14 protein-coding genes and 1 pseudogene are annotated in these 16,243 nt (G+C 67.3%); 7 read left to right on the forward strand and 8 right to left on the reverse strand.

Going from position 1 to position 16,243, the window contains the following annotated elements; translation table 11 throughout:
* The 3 genes and pseudogenes from Q0283_RS07330 to trxA all read left to right on the forward strand — a co-directional run.
* Positions 1-1,092: pseudogene (locus tag Q0283_RS07330) on the forward strand (hypothetical protein); the annotation flags it as partial.
* A gap of 123 nt (positions 1,093-1,215) precedes the next feature.
* On the forward strand, positions 1,216-2,190 hold the full coding sequence (gene trxB / locus Q0283_RS07335) for a thioredoxin-disulfide reductase (RefSeq protein WP_298044056.1): 975 nt from the start codon (positions 1,216-1,218) through the stop codon (positions 2,188-2,190).
* A 68-nt stretch (positions 2,191-2,258) separates the two neighbouring features.
* Positions 2,259-2,582 carry a thioredoxin gene (trxA, locus tag Q0283_RS07340; RefSeq protein ID WP_010144882.1) on the forward strand — a complete coding sequence of 108 codons (324 nt, stop codon included), beginning with the start codon at positions 2,259-2,261 and terminating at the stop codon, positions 2,580-2,582.
* Between the two features lie 110 nt (positions 2,583-2,692).
* Here trxA and Q0283_RS07345 read toward each other — a convergent pair whose 3' ends face one another.
* From Q0283_RS07345 to rpmH, 8 genes are all read right to left on the reverse strand, one after another.
* Complete coding sequence (locus tag Q0283_RS07345) at positions 2,693-4,195, reverse strand: ParB/RepB/Spo0J family partition protein (RefSeq protein ID WP_298044058.1); 1,503 nt, start codon at positions 4,193-4,195, stop codon at positions 2,693-2,695.
* A gap of 1,865 nt (positions 4,196-6,060) precedes the next feature.
* Complete coding sequence (locus Q0283_RS07350) at positions 6,061-6,945, reverse strand: ParA family protein (RefSeq protein WP_324589823.1); 885 nt, start codon at positions 6,943-6,945, stop codon at positions 6,061-6,063.
* Between the two features lie 145 nt (positions 6,946-7,090).
* Complete coding sequence (gene rsmG / locus Q0283_RS07355; RefSeq protein ID WP_298044061.1) at positions 7,091-7,765, reverse strand: 16S rRNA (guanine(527)-N(7))-methyltransferase RsmG; 675 nt, start codon at positions 7,763-7,765, stop codon at positions 7,091-7,093.
* Positions 7,758-8,450 (reverse strand): R3H domain-containing nucleic acid-binding protein, encoded by a 693-nt coding sequence (locus tag Q0283_RS07360; protein WP_298044063.1) that lies wholly within the window; start codon positions 8,448-8,450, stop codon positions 7,758-7,760. Before Q0283_RS07360 ends, rsmG begins: the two co-directional genes overlap by 8 nt.
* Positions 8,450-9,421, reverse strand: a complete 972-nt coding sequence (yidC, locus tag Q0283_RS07365; RefSeq protein ID WP_298044064.1) for a membrane protein insertase YidC — start codon at positions 9,419-9,421, stop codon at positions 8,450-8,452. The genes Q0283_RS07360 and yidC overlap by 1 nt, the downstream gene beginning before the upstream one ends.
* A gap of 6 nt (positions 9,422-9,427) precedes the next feature.
* The gene (gene yidD / locus Q0283_RS07370; RefSeq protein ID WP_083843428.1) at positions 9,428-9,721 is read right to left on the reverse strand and encodes a membrane protein insertion efficiency factor YidD; all 294 of its coding nucleotides are present in this window, start codon (positions 9,719-9,721) and stop codon (positions 9,428-9,430) included.
* Between the two features lie 68 nt (positions 9,722-9,789).
* Complete coding sequence (gene rnpA / locus Q0283_RS07375; protein WP_298044065.1) at positions 9,790-10,176, reverse strand: ribonuclease P protein component; 387 nt, start codon at positions 10,174-10,176, stop codon at positions 9,790-9,792.
* A 38-nt stretch (positions 10,177-10,214) separates the two neighbouring features.
* Positions 10,215-10,352: a 50S ribosomal protein L34 gene (gene rpmH, locus Q0283_RS07380; protein WP_029139256.1), complete on the reverse strand. Its 138-nt coding sequence runs from the start codon at positions 10,350-10,352 to the stop codon at positions 10,215-10,217.
* A 530-nt stretch (positions 10,353-10,882) separates the two neighbouring features.
* On the opposite strand from rpmH, the gene dnaA reads away from it, so the two are divergent.
* From dnaA to Q0283_RS07400, 4 genes are all read left to right on the forward strand, one after another.
* Positions 10,883-12,325 (forward strand): chromosomal replication initiator protein DnaA, encoded by a 1,443-nt coding sequence (gene dnaA, locus Q0283_RS07385; RefSeq protein WP_298044067.1) that lies wholly within the window; start codon positions 10,883-10,885, stop codon positions 12,323-12,325.
* A 654-nt stretch (positions 12,326-12,979) separates the two neighbouring features.
* Positions 12,980-14,110, forward strand: coding sequence for a DNA polymerase III subunit beta (gene dnaN / locus Q0283_RS07390; RefSeq protein WP_298044070.1), 1,131 nt, complete (start codon positions 12,980-12,982; stop codon positions 14,108-14,110).
* A gap of 22 nt (positions 14,111-14,132) precedes the next feature.
* Entirely contained in the window at positions 14,133-15,299 is a 1,167-nt protein-coding gene (gene recF / locus Q0283_RS07395) for a DNA replication/repair protein RecF (RefSeq protein WP_298044071.1), read from the forward strand.
* Positions 15,300-15,409: 110 nt separating this feature from the next.
* A complete protein-coding gene (locus Q0283_RS07400; RefSeq protein WP_298044087.1) occupies positions 15,410-15,925 on the forward strand; it encodes a DUF721 domain-containing protein in 516 nt (171 codons plus the stop codon).
* Positions 15,926-16,243: the final 318 nt, after the last annotated feature.

Consider the following 16,243-nt stretch of genomic DNA (forward strand, 5'->3'; position numbering starts at 1 on the left):
GCGGCGACGGGGTCGGCGGCCACGGCGGCCGCGAACGCTGGAACCGGTCCGGGGACGACCGGTTCCGCAGCCGCGGCCGGAACTGACGCGGCCCAGGACACTCGGGGCGGGAGCGCCGGGGCCGAGCCGGACTCCGGCGCCGGGGTGGAGCCCACGGACCGCCAGGACGCCGATGTCGCCCCCCGGCGTCCGAAGGTCAGCCTGTGGTCGGACGACGAGGGCGACGACCCGGCAGGGCGGAAGGGCCGCGGTGCCGGCACCGCAGCGGCTGCGGGGCTGGCCGCCGGTGCCGCCACCGCCGCGACCGCAGCCGCTGCCGGTGACCGCCGGGATGCGCCTCAGGACGCGGGCCCCACGGCTCCCGCCGTCGGTGCGGCCCCGGACCGTCGCGAGGACGTCGACGCCTTCGCGGACGACTATGAGGACGAGGACTACCAGGACGAGGACAAGCCGGGTGGCGCCCGCTGGATCCTGGGGGGCATCCTCGCCCTGGTGCTCGTCCTCGGGGCCGTCTTCGCCTTCAACCTGCTGGGCAACAATCGCGATCCCCAGGCCGGCCCCGGAGAGGACACCACGTCCTCCCCGGCCGCAGAGGGGCCCACCGAGCAGGAGGGGGCATCCGACCTCCCCGAGCCGGTGATCGCCGGGGCCACCCGGTTGGTCCCGGACAATCCGCAACTGAGCGCTGACACGGACAACACGCTGGCCAACGCGATCGACGGCAACCCCGCGACCGCCTGGCAGACGTTCTCGTTCGCGCAGCCGGTGTTCGGCGGTTATGCCGACTCCATGGCGTTGGTGATCGAACTCGAGGAACCCAGCGCCATCAGCCAGGTCGACATCGCCCAGAACAACGGCAGCGGCGGTTCCTTCTCGGTCCTGCTGAACGACGCCCCCGAACTGGACGGGGCCAGCCAGATCGCCGAGGGCTCCTTCACCGGACCGCAGGTCAGCGTTCCCGTGAGCGGTGAGAACGGGGCACCTGCCGAGGCGCGGTACGTGATCATCAACTTCACCGAGCTGCCGCAACTCTCCAATGCCTCCGCAAACCTCCCCTACGGCCTGAGGATCGCCGAAGTAGAGGTGCAGTAGCCCCACCCCGCTCCGCCCGGGGAAACGCTGTTCCTCCGGGCGGTAGTGCGTGCGGTGCACGGAATACGTTCCCCTATGGTGGTGTTCCACCCTAGAGAACCCCCTCACCGTGAAGGAAGTACTGTGACCGAGGCTGCTGAGTCCACCGACGTCGTGCGTGACGTCGTCATCATCGGATCGGGACCGGCGGGATACACCGCCGCGATCTACGCCGCACGCGCCAACCTGAACCCCCTCGTGGTGGCAGGCTCCGTGACCGCCGGTGGCGAGCTGATGAACACCACCGACGTGGAGAACTTCCCGGGCTTCCCCGAGGGGATCATGGGCCCCGAGCTGATGTCGCACCTGGAGAAGCAGGCGACCCGGTTCGGTGCGGAGGTCCTCTACGAGGACGTCGTCAACGTCGACCTCACGACCGATCCCAAGGTGGTGACCCTGGGCAACGGCACCGAGTTCCGCAGCCACGCGGTCATCCTGGCGACCGGGTCCGCCTACCGCGAGCTGGGAGTGGACGGCGAGAAGCGTTTCTCCGGACACGGCGTCAGCTGGTGCGCCACCTGCGACGGCTTCTTCTTCCGCGACCAGAACATCGCCGTCGTCGGCGGTGGGGACTCCGCCATGGAGGAGGCACTCTTCCTGACGAAGTTCGCCTCGACCGTGACCGTCATCCATCGCCGGGATGAGCTGCGGGCCTCCAAGACCATGGCCGACCGCGCGTTGGCCCATGAGAAGATCAACTTCGTGTGGGACACCGAGGTCACCGGCCTGGACGGCGAGGACAAGCTCAAGAGCCTCGGCCTGCGCAACCTCAAGACCGGTGCCGAGTCGACCCTGGACGTCACCGGCCTGTTCGTCGCCATCGGTTCCGACCCACGGGTCGATCTCGTCCGGGACCAGGTCGAGCTGACGGACAAGGGGACCATCAAGGTCGAGTACCCCAGCTCCCGCACCTCCGTCCCCGGAGTCTTCGCCGCCGGCGACGTCACCGACCCCACCTATCGTCAGGCCATCACGGCGGCGGGCAGTGGCTGCGTGGCCGCCCAGGACGTCGAGCACTACCTCGCGGACGTCAAGGACCTGGCCGCCGCTGCGCGGTAGCGTGTCGGCACCACACACTCGGGTGGACCTCCGGTCCACCCCATCGAACACCCAAACCAGGAGGAACCATGAGCACCATTGACGTCACCGACCAGGACTTCCAGGAGAAGGTCCTGAACTCGGACAAGCCCGTACTGGTCGACTTCTGGGCCGAGTGGTGCGGCCCGTGCCGCATGCTCACCCCCGTGCTGGAGGAGCTGGCCGTCGAGAACGCGGACAAGATCACCGTGGCCAAGCTGAACGTGGACGACAACCCGCAGGCGGCCTCCACCTACGGGATCACCAGCATCCCCGCCGTGATGGTCTTCAAGGGAGGCGAGAAGGTCGCCACCTCCATCGGCGCGAAGCCGAAGCAGGTCCTGGAGGCCGAGTTCGCGGAGTACCTCAAGTGACGAGTCACGACTGAACACCGGTTTACAGGAAGGCCCCGTTCCTCAAGGAACGGGGTCTTCCTGTCTGTTGAGCATGCTTAAAAGCCCATTACTCATGGTCTAACAGCGGATTAGACCTTCATTGCTTTAGATCCTGACGGGTCGATCAGGGCCATGATCCGATTGAGATCTTCCACGGAGGCGAAGTCGATGGCGATCTTCCCCTTGCGGGCACCCAGGGTGATCTTGACCGTGGTGTCCAGCTGGTCCGTCAGGGAATTGGCCAGGTAGTCCAGCCGCTCATGCCGTTCCGTCCGGGGCGCACGGGGCTTCGACTTCGCCTGCCTGACGCCCTCGTGCAACGACACCAATTCCTCGGTGGCGCGAACGGACAGTCCCTCGGACACGATCTTCTGTGCAAGCTTCTCCATCTCACCCGGATCGACCAGCCCCAGCAGTGCCCGGGCATGCCCAGCGGACAGGACACCTGACGCCACCCGGCGCTGCACCAAGGGGGGCAGCTTGAGAAGCCTCAGGGTGTTGGAGATCTGTGGACGAGAGCGACCGATACGGTTCGACAACTCATCCTGGGTGCACTCGAAGTCCTCCAGGAGTTGCTCATAGGCAGCGGCCTCCTCCAGGGGGTTCAGCTGGCTGCGGTGCAGGTTCTCCAGAAGGGCATCGCGGAGCAGGGCGGTATCAGCGGTGTGACGGACGATCGCGGGAATGTGCTCCAGGCCGGCCCGTTGACTCGCACGCCAGCGCCGCTCACCCATGACCAGTTCGTAGGGACTTAACCCCTCAACGGGTCGGACGACGATCGGCTGGAGTACCCCGACCTCACGGATGGACGCCACCAGCTCGTCCATGTCGTCCTCGTCGAAGACCTCTCGGGGCTGACGGGGATTGGGGTGGATGTCCGCCACGGCGATGGAGCGCAGTTCCGCGGTCCCAGCGGTCCCGGAGAACCGAGTTTCCGCAGCGAGGTGAGTGACGATCTCGGGCGAATCGCGCGAGTCGGTTGCGTCCGGCTTTTGATCACCCTTTTCCGGTTGATCTACATCGGCTCCGGCACTGGGCTGCTCGGCGTTCTTGGGCGACCGCACGGCCCGCGGCTCCAATGACGGCATGGTCGGGCGCCGGCGTCCGTTCGAGGACGTGGCGGGCCGAGCGCCCGGCTGTTTCCGTTCTCCCGTCCCAGCAGGTGACTCGGTCCTGCGATCCGGGAAGAAGACGTCGACGGGCCGCCGTGCCTCGCGAGCATGCGTTTGTTGGGCAGGGGCAGACTCCGGCGTGCTCAGGTACCGCTGAGCGATGCCGTCCTCAGAAGTCTGCCGCCCCTCGTCCACCCCATCCTGTGGTGGGTGTTCAGCCTGCGGCCCGGCTGCGATGTCCACCTCGTCAGCGTGCTTCTGGGCCGTCGATGACTCTGCCGCTTCGGGATCAGTGACCGCGGGAGTGTTCTCGGCATCGAGCACGGGAGGTTGAAGACGTACGTCGGACGGGGACCTCGGCGTCTCCTCGGGCGCAGGGGAGGCGGACGAGTCGTCGGACTCCCTGAGATCCTCGTCGGGGACAGTGCTCTGAATGAGCGCTCCTAGTCCCCGACCCAGTCCACGCCGGTTCTTCTTCACGCATTCTCCTCAGATCGCGACAACGTCACCTTCTATTCTAGGTTGTTTCACGTGAAACCGCAGATTTCGGCCCCCGGTGCGGGTCATGGGGAGGTGTACGGCCTCCAAGGAACGACGCCTCTCCCACGGCAATACACATCATTCGGAGCACACGTCATCAGGCCGTGAGAAGTATGAGGGGCCGTTTCACGTGAAACGTGCCTTGAGACGCGTTCGATGGAATCAAAGAGGCACCATCCGCTGTGCCCCTCCAGACAGGTCACTGTGCTCCTGTGTCTCGCCATGCGAGGGCACTCTCGAATAGTGTTTCACGTGGAACTGGAGACACACGATGGCCGATCTCGGGAGGAGCACAAACATGCTCCGTCACTTGCCTCCCGCATGACGCTTCCATCTCTTGTTCTCAACGTGGAAGGTGGGCGCTTCTCGCGGCAGCCCCATGCTATATCGATAGGTACCAGGGCCGCCTCGCGTCGTAGGGCGCCGTCCAGGGTGATGTTCCTCCACCGCCGGCTGCCCGGGGCGGCAGAGCGGCCATGGCGATACACGAGCGCCTCAAATTCTGACGCGATGGCTGGTACCTGGGGCACGTTCCACGTGAAACACCCTACGTCGACCGACAGGTCACGCGCCCCTCCGTCGTCTATCACCACGTGAGCTTCTCCGTTCGAGGGTAGGCATAGAAGGTGCGTGTATCCGTCGTTACCGGCGCAGCGACAACGCCTCCCGACATGCCACGTTCGGGCCCGCAGGGACATCGAGGTTTGGATGTGCGGAGTCGATGGGCGCCTGTCCACCGAGCCCCCCTGGGAATGAGACGCCTTTCTTGCGCGACGCTCCGGCCTGGTTCCACGTGAAACACGCACCCCTGTTCGCTCGACCTTCAACGCGGGGGAACGGCCAGCCGGACCGGGCGGCGTTTCACGTGAAACGATCGCACACATCGCGTACTGCAAAACTCTTGTCGGGTGACCTCACTCGCGGCTGCGCGCACCGGATGACGCCGTGACCAAAGCCATCCGCGAGTCAACCAGTGCCATCACCCGTCGAGGGCCACTGTGTACTCGACAAAAGAACGGCGCCCGTCCTCGGCGCGGAGCAGCGCTTAACATACACCGTCCACCTACCTCAGATTCCAGCAGGTCTGCACTACAGACGCTCAACGAGAGTTAGGGCAGGGTCGACGTCGCCGTGAGGAATAGTGGACGGTCGTCGGCTCCTTGTACTCCTTCACTCCGAAGCTTCGGGTGGTGGTCCTCGCCCCGCGGGGTGACCGCGCAGGAGAACAAGAGGAAGAGCCAGGAACTGATGACACGATCGGGCCATCGTGTTCGAAGGCGGTTTCACGTGAAACGCCGCACTTTCGCGGTGGCCATGGGTGCGCGGAGCACAGGGGATCGCAGTGGGCAGCCGCCACCGCCGCCGCTCCCTAGGCCGCCCCCCTTGGGCGGTTCCGGCCCTACCGGGTCTCTGGTGTCAACGAGCGCACGACAGAGCCGGCCCGGTATTCACGACAGCTGCCTGCGGACGCAGGGCCAAACCCTCGACTCCATTACCGGCGGACGTTTCACGTGAAACGTCATCATTGGGGGATACCACAGGTAGGTCAGAGGAGATGCTGCACTCCCGACAGCGGGAATGAACAACTCAACGCTTCGGGGCCGACGTATCGTCGGGCTTCACGTGAGACTACCCACCGTTAAGCGACCCGCGCCAATCCCCTAGAGGACCGTTTAGTAGACAACCCCAAACGCTTGACAACCGCTCAGCCCACCGGAGACGCCAGCAGAACCCCGTGATTCACGACGTGACGCCCAGGACGACGAGACGCTGGCTAGTCGGGAGTACCGCCTCCAGCGGGTCAGTCAGTACCCGGACGCGTGTCCACGTTCGGCGATCTCCACGGCAGCTTCCCGGTAGGAGAGGGCCCCCGTCGACTGGGGATCGTAGGTCAGGACCGACTGCTGATAACTCGGCGCCTCGGAGATCCGGACATTGCGCGGGATCACTGCACTGAGTACCTCGTTGGGGAAGTGTTCACGGACTTCCGAGGCCACCTGCGTGGCCAGGTTCGTGCGACCGTCGTACATGGTCAGCAGGATCGTGGACACCCGCAGCGCACCGTTCAGGTGCTTCTGGATCATCTCGATGTTCTTGAGGAGCTGGGAGAGGCCCTCCAGGGCGTAGTACTCCGTCTGGATCGGGATGAGGACCTCGCCGGCCGCCACGAACGCGTTGACCGTGAGCAGCCCCAGGCTTGGGGGGCAGTCGATGAAGACGAAGTCCAGGCGCGGCAACCCCTCCCTCTCGCGATACCCGAAGTACTGCGTCAGCGCCCGGGACAGGCGCTGCTCCCGGGCCACGAGGGAGACCAGTTCGATCTCCGCGCCGGCGAGGTCGATCGTCGCGGGCGCGACGATCAGGCCGTCGACATCGGGGCACGGCTGAACGACGTCTGCCAGGGGCAGCTCGTCGATCAGCACGTCGTAAACACTGTCAACATCGGAGGTGTGCGGAATGGCCAGGGCGGTGGAGGCATTTCCCTGTGGATCGATGTCCACGACCAGCACGTGCATCCCGGCGCGCGCCATCGCGGCGGCCAGGTTCACGCTGGTCGTGGTCTTCCCGACCCCGCCCTTCTGGTTGGACACCGTGATGATGCGCGTCTCACGCGGCTTGGGGAGCTTCCGGGAACGCAGCTTGGCCCGTCGGCGGCTCTCCTGAGCTGCCTCCTGGGTCAACGGGGTCAAGCCCTCATGACCTCCGTCGGAGATCACGGACGGCTCTGTTCCACGTGCAACACCTGACTCATCGGTCAAGAAAACAACCTCCCGAGGTTGATAAGACAGCGACCTCGATCCTCCAACGGATCGATCGGCGTATCCAGCCTACTGCTCAGCGGCCCCGCCCGACGGCGACCCGTACGACCGTGGTCGGTTCGGCAAGCAGGTCCCCACCCACGGTCTCGATCACCGGGGTGGAACACTTGTGCTTCTTCAGCACCTTGGCGGCCGTCCGGACCTCGTCGGCGGCGCTGCGCCCCTTGATCGCCAACAGTTCCCCGCTGCCCTGGAGCAGGGGCACGGTCATCGGCACGAGGGTCTTCAGGGCGGAGACGGCGCGAGCCGTGACCACGTCCACGACGACGTTGCCCACCACCTGTTCAGAACGTGCCCGGACCACGTCAACGTTCTCGAGACCGAGGTCATCCACCACCATGTCGAGCCAGGCGACCCGACGCTCCAAGGGTTCGATCAGGATGAACTGGCAGTCCGGACGGGCCAGCGCCAGGGCGAGACCGGGCAGGCCGGCACCGGAGCCGACATCGGCCACCAGCGCCCCCTCCGGCAGCAGGTCGCCGACGACGGCACAGTTCAGCACGTGCCGTTCCCACAGGCGGGGGACCTCACGCGGGCCCAGCAGGCCCCACTCGATCCCGGTCGACGCCAAGTGCTCCACGTAGCGCCGGGCCAGGTCGAGACGGTCTCCGAAGAGCTCCTCGGCCGCCTCCAGCAGGGCACCGGACAGCGCCGGGGGCTCCTGGACGCCTTCCTCGATCGGATCAGTCACCGGCAGAGACCACCACGTGCCGGCGGGGTCCTTCGCCCTCGGACTCGCTCACCATGCCGGCGTCGGCGATGACGTCGTGGACGACCTTGCGCTCGTAGGCACCCATGGGCTTGAGATGAACCGGTTCACCGGTCTGGCGGACCCGCTCCACGGCGTCCTGTGCCTCGGCCTCGAGCTCGGTGGCCCGGCGGGCCCGGTAACCGGCGATGTCCAGGACCAGACGGGACCGGTTGCCGGTCGCGGAGAGCACGGCAAGACGGACGAGCTCCTGCAGGGCCTCCAGGCCCTTCCCGTCCCGGCCCACGAGGTCGCGGAGGCGGTCATCGCCGTCCTCGGCGATCACGGACAGGTAGGTGCGGCCATTGCGGACCTCGATGTCGATGTCCCCGTCGATGTCGGAGATGTCCAGGAGTTCCTCGACGTAGTCGGCGGCGATGTCACCCTCCTCCTCGAGGCGTTTCGCCGTCCTGGATGCGGAGGCCTCCGGCCCGTCCGAGTCGTCCGGGTCGTCCGCACCGGAGCCCTCGGAGCCCTCGACGGAGTCAGCCGCGGGCTCGTCGACCGTGGTGTCCGCAGGCTGGCCGACGGTGTCGACCACGGCACGGTCGACCGACTCGCCGGCGACCTCCACGGAGTCCGTGGTCTCCGGGACGTCCCCGTGGGGCGATGCTGACACGTCGGTCATCACTTTCTCCTCTTCTTGGTCTGCCGCTTGGGCTGCTGGCGCTGGCCGGCCTGCTGCACCCGGGCAGCCTCCGCCTCGGCCTTCGCCGCTGCCTCCTGGGCGGCCTTGCCCACGGGCGGCAGTCCCTTGGCCGCGCGTCGCTCATTGAGCTCGCGCTCGGCCAGCGAACCGGGGGTCGGGTTGTTGCGGATGATCCACATCTGCTGCCCCACGGCCCAGAAGTTGGTGGCCGTCCAGTAGATCAGCACGCCGATGGGGAAGTTGATGCCACCGATGCCGAACACCAGCGGGAGGATGTAGAGCATGAACTTCTGCGACTGGGCGAACGGCCCGGTCATCGCCGCCTCGGACATGTTCTTGCTCATCAGCATCTTCTGCATGTAGAACTGCGAGGCCGTCATGAGAATGATCATGACGAGCGAGACGATGATGACGGCCACGTTCAGGTTCTCACCCAGCGAGCCCAGGAACGTGGACTGCATGGGCGCGCCGAGGAAGATGGCATCGCCGAAGGACCGGATCTGGTCCGCGCTCAGGGCGGCCTCGCCCTCGCCCCGTTCGGCAGCCGCCCCGGCCCCGGAGAGGATCTGGAACAGCGCGAAGAAGAACGGCATCTGCACGAGCATCGGCAGGCACGCCGCGAACGGACTGGTGCCGTGCTCCTTGAACAGGGCCTGCTGCTCCATCGCCATGGCCTGACGGGAGAGCTGATCGGTCTTGCCCTTGTACTTGGCCTGCAGCTTCTGGATCTCGGGCTGCATGGCCTGCATGGCACGCTGCGACTTGATCTGCTTGACGAACAGCGGGATCAGCAGGGTGCGGACGAGGATCACCAGCAGGATGATCGACAGCGTCCAGGTGAGACCGCTGTTGGGGTCCATGCCGAGCCAGTCCAGGACGGTGTGGAACGCACCGAGGATCCAGGACATCACCCACTTGAAGGGCCAGAGAATGATTGCGAAGAAGTCCATGGTCTCCTACTGCTCCTCCGGCGGATCCGGCGGAATGACGGGATGGTTCAGGTCAATGATCTTGGGTCTGCGTCCCGGTGGCCAAATCCTGCGACCGGGCGGGACGGCGTCGACCCCGCCGCTGGACCACGGGTGGCACCGGGCCAGCCGGCGGGCCGAGAGCCACGCGCCGCGCGTCGCTCCGTGGACGTGCACCGCCTCCAGCGCATAGGCCGAGCAGGACGGGAAGTAGCGGCACACCTGGCCGTAGGTCGGCGAGATCACCGCGCGGTAGGCCATCAGCAGCCAGCCGAGCAGCATCGACGGCAGGGCGCGCAGCGGTCCCCAGACGGTGGATCCCGGCAGGGTCGTGAAGGGGGACTGGTCGGTCACGGCGAGGTCACCGCGGTCCGGCGTCGGCCCTCGGCCTTGCGCAGTGCGGAGGACAGGGCGGAGTCCAGGTCCTTCTTCAGGCTGTCCCAGTCCGCCTCGCCCGACGGCGGCAGGGCGCGCACGACGATCGTGGCGCCCGGGTGCCCCCTGAGGGGGCCGTTGAACTGCTCCGCGACCGCGGCCCGGAGCCGGCGCTTGACCCGGTTGCGGGTCACCGCGTTCCCGACCGCCTTGGAGACGACGAAACCGGCCCTGAGGGGGCCGGCGTCGGGATCCTGGGGGTAGGCGGACACGACAACGTTCCGACGCCCTGCCCGGGCGCCGGAACGCAGTGTCTGGGAGAAGTCCGCGGGGGTGCGTACCCGTCTGTCGCGGGGCAGCACGCCGTCGTGTCCGCTCTACTGGCCAGCCTCAGGCTGGGTCAGGCGGACAGTTCGGTGCGGCCCTTGGAACGGCGGGTCGCCAGGATGGCGCGGCCGGCGCGGGTGCGCATCCGGGCGCGGAAACCGTGCTTCTTGGCACGGCGGCGGTTATTCGGCTGAAAAGTCCGCTTGCTCACTTTGAATTCTCCACAACGTGTGTATGCGCCCGGACCCGTTGTACCTGGGGGAAGAACCGGTAGACGCTCTGACTAGGACTTCCCCGTACGGGACTCCGGACCGTATGGGCTGGGCCCGGACCGGTGTCCGCCGGCTGTCGGCGCTCCGCGACCGGACCAGGAACACCTGGACGGTTCTGCGCATGCGCAATCAGCCCCACGGGGACCAACCAAGTTTACGGAGGCCCACGAGCCAAGGTCAAATTGCCCTCGGGTCCGCCGGGGCCCACGCACCCTTCCTGCGCCGTTCCTGCGCCGTCCCCTCCGGTGCCCCTCGGCTCTCCCCTCGATGTCCCCGGGGCCCTCACGGAGCAGCACGCGCCACCGGCAGTCGACACTCCCGGGCCCGTTGCAGTGGGTCCACATCCCCTGCCGCGTCATTCCGGGAGGGGAGCCGCGTTCATCCACAGGGTTATCCACCCCCTGTGAATAACCCTGTGGATTACCGGTAGACTCGAGGCCTACCCCGTCAGGAAGGACCCCCACACCCCATGGTCGCAGATGAGGCTGTCAGCAGCTCGTGGCGCAAGGTGGTCCGTACCCTGGAGGAGGACGACAGGGTCTCTCCCCGGCAGCGCGGGCACATCGGACTGGCCCAGGCACAGGGGCTGATCGGCAATACGCTGCTGCTGGCCGTGCCGAACGAGCTCACCCGCGAGGTGCTGCAGACCCAGCTGAAGGACTCCCTCGCGGCCGCGCTGCAGGACGTGTTCCGCACCGAGATCCTCTGCGCGTACTCGATCGATTCCACGCTCACCGCCCCCCTGGAGTCCGAGCCCCCGAGGCCGGCCCAGGCCGCACCGGTCCCGGAGATCCCCCTGGCCCGCTCGGCGGGTTCACCGGTGCGGTCGATGCCGCCGGCGCCCGCCCCGGCGCCGCCGTCGACCTCCGACGAGACGAGCCGGCTGAATCCGCGGTACCACTTCGAGACCTTCGTGATCGGTTCCTCGAACCGGTTCGCGCACGCCGCGGCCAACGCCGTCGCCGAGGCCCCGGCCAAGGCGTACAACCCGTTGTTCATCTACGGTGAGTCCGGCCTGGGCAAGACGCACCTGCTCCATGCCATCGGGCACTATGCGCGGCACCTGTACCCGGGGCTGCGGGTGCGCTACGTGAACTCCGAGGAGTTCACCAACGACTTCATCAACTCCATCCGCCACGACGAGGGCGCCAGCTTCAAGCAGGTGTACCGCAACGTGGACATCCTGCTCATCGACGACATCCAGTTCCTGGCGGACAAGGAAGCCACCGTCGAGGAGTTCTTCCACACCTTCAACACGCTCTACAACAACAACAAGCAGGTCGTGATCACCTCCGACCTGCCCCCCAAGCAGCTCTCCGGCTTCGAGGACCGGCTGCGCTCCCGCTTCGAGTGGGGGCTGATCACGGACATCCAGCCGCCGGACCTCGAGACGCGCATCGCCATCCTGCGCAAGAAGGCCGAGGCTGAGGGACTGACCGCTCCGCCCGAGGTCCTCGAGTACATCGCGTCCAACATCTCCACGAACATCCGTGAGCTGGAGGGGGCGCTGATCCGCGTCACCGCCTTCGCCTCGCTCAACAAGCAGCCCGTGGGCATCCAGCTGGCCGAGCAGGTGCTCAGGGACCTGATCACAGACGAGGATGCCCACGAGATCACGGCGCCGACGATCATCAACGAGACGGCGGCCTACTTCAACCTGACGATGGACGAGCTGGTCTCGAAGTCCAGGACCCGGACCCTGGTCACGGCCCGGCAGATCGCGATGTACCTGCTGCGCGAGCTCACCGAGATGTCCCTGCCCAAGATCGGCCAGGAGCTGGGCGGTCGTGACCACACCACCGTCATCCACGCGGATCGCAAGATCCGCGAACTCATGGCGGAACGGCGGACCATCTACAACCAGGTCACCGAACTGACGAACCGGATCAAGCAGCAGCAGCGCTCACGCTGATCGAGCTTTACCGCCATCGGCCATCGCTGACCGCGGTAAAGCGATCGACCTTCACCCTTAACTACAAGGTCGTTCCACAGGACGATCCGGGCCGATGGCGGCTTTACACCGTGCTTGTCCACAGTTATCCACAACTTTCCACAGGCGCAGGCCCGGTATTTCGTAGACCAACCCACAGCTGTGGATAAACCTGTGGATGCTTAAGTGGAGCACCGGGGTCAGCTTCTGGATAACCGGGGGGTCCCCTGTGAATTCACCGATTTCGCCGCCGAAGTTGTGCACAATGGGCTCACAGGACGGCCGAAGAGGATCCACCGGGACATCCACAGGCCCTTCCCCGGCCCGGGGCCCTCCAGAAGGGTTATCCACAGTTTCCACAGCACTTATTAACACTACTAATCCCTGTTAATAGAAAAATCCCAAGAACATTAACGCTGCGCCTCCGCCCCGACCGGACCGCCGCCCTCGTCCACCCGGTCACGGCCCCCTGAATCACATCACCGGCGATTTTTGTGTCATTCGCGGCACCGGCGAGTCACGGTAAGCTGACACGGCACCCGGTCATCGGTGTGTACGAGGGGGCTCCAGGCGGGTGGACGTCCCGGTGGAGCCGAACGACAAGACCTGCCGTCTGCGAGAAAGGCGGATACTTCTGTGAAGTTCACCGTTGAGCGGGACATCCTGACGGACGCCGTGTCCTGGACCGCCCGATCCCTGTCGCCCCGCCCCCCGGTGCCGGTCCTGTCAGGACTGCTCATCACCGCCGAGGACGGTCTTGTCTCCATCGCCAGCTTCGACTACGAGACCTCGGCGCAGCTGGAGATCGAGGCGGACATCGAGACCCCCGGCAAGATCCTCGTCTCCGGGCGCCTGCTCAATGACATCGTCCGATCGCTTCCGGCCGCGCCCGTCACCGTCGAGACCGAGGGCTCCAAGGTCATCGTGACGTGCAGGAACTCGCGGTTCGACCTGGCCACCATGCCCGTCGAGGAGTACCCCGCCCTCCCCGAGCTCCCCGAGTCGGCGGGCACGGTGGACGGCACCGCCTTCGCCCACGCCGTCGCGCAGGTCACCGTCGCCGCCTCGAGGGACGACACCCTGCCCATCCTCACCGCCGTGAAGCTCGAGATCGAGGGCGACCGGATCACGTTCCTGGCCACGGACCGTTACCGCCTGGCGCTCAAGGAACTCACCTGGTCCCCGGCCGACCCCTCGATCTCCACCTCGTTGCTGGTGAAGTCCCGGACACTGACCGAGGTCGCCAAGTCCCTGGCCGGTGGCGGAGACCTGGAGCTCCGCCTGCCGAAGGAGTCCTCCACCTCGGACCTCGTCGGCTTCTCCTCCGGCGGCCGCCGCACCACGAGCGTGCTGGTAGACGGGGAGTACCCCAAGATCCGGGCCCTGTTCCCGGAATCGAGCCCGATCCACGCCGTGGTGGCGACCGGCCCACTGGTCGAGGCCGTGAACCGCGTGAAGCTCGTCGCCGAGCGGAACACCGCCGTGCGGATGGTGTTCACCGACGGCCAGGTGGCCCTGGACGCCGGTACCGGCAACGACGCCTCCGCCAACGAGTCGCTGGACGCGGCCCTCGAGGGCGATGAGATCACCGTCGCCTTCAACCCCTCCTACCTGGGCGAGGGACTGAACGTCATCGACGCCCCCTACGTGCGGTTCTCCTTCACCACCGCTCCGAAACCGGCCCTGATGACGGCCCAGCAGGAGCCGGATGCACCGGAACAGGACGACTACCGGTACCTGGTCATGCCGGTTCGCCTGACCCACTGACGAAAAGCAGGCCGCAAGCTTCGTGCATCTGTCCCACCTCTCCCTCACCGACTACCGGTCATACCACCGGGCCGAGCTCGACCTGGCGCCGGGTCCCAACGTCCTCGTCGGGTCGAACGGAGTGGGCAAGACCAACGTCGTCGAGGCCATCGGGTACCTGGCCACCCAGGAATCGCACCGGGTCTCCCACGACGCCCCCCTGGTCCGCTTCGGTGCCACCCAGGCCATCATCCGCGGCCGGGTCCACCGCGGTGACCGGGCGGTCGCCGTCGAGATCGAGATCAACCCGGGCAGGTCGAACCGGGCGGCCATCAACCGTGGGGCGCCGCAGCGGGCGCGGGAGGCACTGGGACTGCTGCGCTCCGTCCTCTTCGCCCCGGAGGACCTGTCCCTGGTCAACGGTGATCCCACGGTGCGCCGGCGGTTCCTCGACGACCTGGTGGTCCAGCTCCGTCCCGCCCTCGGAGACGCCCGCAGTGACTACGACCGGGTCCTGCGCCAGCGCAACGCCCTGCTGAAGAACGCCAAGGTCTCCCGGACCTGGTCCGAGGAGCACGACCACACCCTGGCCGTCTGGGACGAGCACCTCTCCCGTGCCGGCGCCCGGGTGCTCAACGGCCGGCTCCATGTCCTGCAGATGCTCGCCGTGCCGTTGACCGAGTCCTACGCGGCTCTCGCGCAGGGGCGGAAGGCGGCGGGGTTCACCTACGAGTCGACGGTCCCGCTGGCCGGTGGCCAGCACGGGACCGTTCCCGGTGAGCAGGAGCTCTACGAGGCACTGCTGACCGAACTCGAGTCCCACCGGAAGCAGGAGCGGGACCGCGGGGTCACCCTCGTCGGCCCCCATCGGGACGACCTCGCCCTGACCCTGGGACCGGCTCCGGCCAAGGGCTTCGCCTCCCACGGGGAGACCTGGTCGATGGCCCTGGGCCTGAAACTGGCCAGCTACCGGGTGCTGATCGCGGACGACCCGGACCCCGACGCCCGGCCCGTGCTCATCCTGGACGACGTCTTCGCCGAGCTCGACGAGGGACGCCGGGCCCGGCTGGCCGCCCTGACCGCCGATGCAGAGCAGCTGCTCGTGACGGCGGCGGTGGCCGGGGACATCCCCGATGAGCTGGCCGGACCACGGATCGGCGTGAGCCTGGGCGAGGAGGGCAGCATGCTGGATGCGGAGGCGACGCCGTGAGCGATCCGGTGGGCCCGCCCGCGGAGCGGGGGGCCAGGCCGGCACGCGGGGCATCCGGGGCAACCGGCGAGGATCCTCCCGCACCACCGGTCGAGGAACCGGACGCCGCCCTGGTCGCCCTCAACCGGGTGCGCCAGGCCGCTGCCGCCCGGGGTGAGATCCGCCGTCGTACCCCCGGCACCGGCAGGACGGGGGCCGCTGCCGCACCGGGAGCCGGCGGTCCGGGTGGCGCAGGCCAGGGGGGCCGACGCCGGGCCCCGGCCCCGGACGCCCGGGACCCGCGCATGCTAGGGGACGTGTTCGGCCGGCTGGTGACGGACCGGGGATGGACGTCACCCGTCGCCGTCGGGTCCGTGCTGTCCCGCTGGGACGAGCTCGTGGGGGCGGACATCGCGCTGCACTGCCGGCCGGAGAGCTTCGAGAACGAGGTCGTGGCCGTCCGTTGCGACTCCACGGCCTGGGCCACCCAGCTCAAACTCCTCACCCCGGCACTGCTGCAACGTTTCGAGCAGGCGCTGGGCCCGGGGATCGTGACCAGTCTCAAGGTCTCCGGCCCGGCCGCACCGTCCTGGCGCAAGGGCCCCCGGGTGGTGCGGGGGCGGGGTCCGAGGGACACCTACGGGTAGAACCCGTGGACGGCGATCTGACGCTCTCATCACCCGGACGGCGGACCGGGACCGGGAGACGGGATTCCGGGGGGACCGGAAGGCCGGTTCCGCGCGTCTGGGGGCATGTTCTGCCTCCGGCGCACCCACGGATGGCCCCGGTGAGGGGCCTTCTGCAGTAGGATATGAAGGACGTCCTGTCGATTCCGGTCCACCCGGACCCGGGCCCAGCCCGGGCCAGCACGCGGAGACGTCCAGATCAGTCCCCGAACCGAGGAGCCGTAGACGCCCGTGGCCGAAGAGAACAACGGCACTGACCAGAGCGGCACCCCGCAGGAT

Origin of the sequence: uncultured Citricoccus sp. (assembly GCF_937871995.1) — a bacterium.
Lineage (GTDB): Bacteria > Actinomycetota > Actinomycetes > Actinomycetales > Micrococcaceae > Citricoccus.